This is a genomic window from Actinocrinis sp. (assembly GCF_035946395.1).
Classification (GTDB): Bacteria; Actinomycetota; Actinomycetes; order Streptomycetales; family Catenulisporaceae; genus Actinocrinis.
Genome location: NZ_DASYZI010000016.1, coordinates 1 through 1,989, shown reverse-complemented (window position 1 = coordinate 1,989; position 1,989 = coordinate 1). Strand labels below are relative to the sequence as shown.

Below are 1,989 nucleotides of genomic sequence, written 5' to 3'. Positions count from 1 at the left end.
TCTAGCCCGTCACTGTCCTCATCCCACGACCGGAACGTCCGCAGCCTCGAAAGCGGGGCCGCCACGTCCAGCCTCGGATCGTCGACCTCTCCCCCGCCGAGCGCCGCCACGAGTCGCCGCGCCGGAACGTTGCGCGGCGTGTTTTCGGCGATGAGCCGTACCGTCTCGCAGCCCAGCGTCTCGGCGCGGTCGGCCAGCCACTGAAGCAGCCGCTCCTCCACGCCTCGGCCCAGCGCACGGCAGCTGAGCATCCACGCCGCGACTTCGAGCGCGTTCCCGTCCCGCCGCAGCACGAGCACGCCGACTTGGCCGTAGTCGCCGAACCGGTCGCTTACCGAGGCCGTCCACACCTCGCCGTCCAGCTGCCAGCGGGTCAGCGCGGCTTCGTCCAGCGGCTCCGGGCGCAGGTTGAACTGGTTGGTACGGCGGCTCAGCTGAGCCGAGCGCTCGATCGTCGCGGCGGACAGCGGCCGGATGTCGACTTCGAGCCGGAGCCGTTCGAGGAAATCCAGAAAGCCGCTGCGTTCACGCTCCCGGGTTCGAAGGCGTTCCTGCCGGTAGAAGTCCGCTCGCGCGGCGTCCTCCCTGGTCGCGGCCTTCGGGGTGACCGGCCAGAGCCGGGTGACGAAGGCGTCGAGCTCGCTCGCCGGCGGGCAGGTGACGCACAGGACCTCAGGCAGCTGCGATCGCATCGCGGCTATCTCGACCGGGTTGTCGTCGAGGAACAGGAAGCTGTCGAGCCCGAGTCCGAGCCCGTCGGCGATCGCTTCGAGCCGGGCCGCCTTCGGCCCCCAGGTCGCCGAGACCGCGCTGAAGTGCTCGGCCCGCAACCGGCTGTCCGGCCGTTCCAGCACGCTGAGAACGGTGGCCTCGTCGTTGTTGCTGACCAAAGCGAGCAGCACACCCGCGGCACGCCATTCCAGCAGCCTGCGGGCGAGCGTATCGCGCGGCCCGGTCAGGTCGACCGCGTCCGGCCCGATCTCACCGGCCACGCCGCCCCACAGCGTCTCGTCGCCGTCCACTGCGATGACCTTGGGCGGTGTGCGGCGGACCGCCCTGACCAGGTCGGCCGCCGTGAGCGCGACCGCGGCCTGGAAGGACGGGCTGAACGGGAGGTGAGCAAGGGCGTCCGTCTCCTCGTCGAAGGGCTCTGCGACGTCGAAGCCGTGGCCCCAGCTCTCGGGAGACAGAACCGCGAGACCTGGCGCCGAGCGCAGCCGCGCGGCGAGTTCCCGCTCCCAGCGCAGCAGCCGGTCGTCCGCCGACCTGGCCGGCAGGAAGCCGACGATCATCGGCAGGCCGGTCCGTTCGTGCAGCGAACGCAGCGCGGCGGGATACTCGTCGGCGAGCTCGGAGAGCAGCTCGTCACTCACCGGGCCGAACCGCGCGAGGTCGGCGGCACGCAGCAGCACGACGCCGACGGCGGCCGTGGACTGGGCGAAGACTCCGGCTGGGTCCTGGAGAGCGGCCAGGGCTTGGTGATACGGCGCGGTGGCGACTGTGAACGTGGTGCCTTCGTCTTCGAGCGCTGTTTCCAGCATCGCCGTCAGGTCGCCGAGGGCGAACGTCGCGGCGAGCGCTACGGATGCGGCTGTCGCCGATGCGGATGCGGGCGCCGCCGAGGTGGGCACTGATACGGGCACGGGTACAGGCGCGGGCCCTGCCTGTGCTTGCGCCCCCGAGGCGATCTCGGCGAGCAGTTCCAGGTAATCCTGCCCGAAGCGGACGCAGTCCTGCTCGCCGATGATGTCGAGGTTGTAGTCCAGCCGCAGGTGATTCAGGTCGCTGGCGATGGTGACCATGAGGTCGAGGTCCGAATAGCCGGTGCCCGCCTGCACGATCTCCAGGCCGCGCACCTTCAGCGCCTGCGGCCGGATGAAGTTGAAGTAGACCTCGACCAGCGGCGCGTCCGGCCGGTACAGACCCTCCTCGACGAGGGCTGACATGGCGTCGAAGAACGAGGCGCCCTTCTCCAGCACCCGGGCCAGC

The 1,989-nt window shown here is 70.6% G+C and carries 1 protein-coding gene; it reads right to left on the bottom strand.

Going from position 1 to position 1,989, the window contains the following annotated elements:
* Positions 1 to 1,989 (bottom strand): HAD-IIIC family phosphatase (locus VGS97_RS01335; RefSeq protein ID WP_326851284.1); only part of this gene is annotated, 1,989 nt, incomplete at both ends.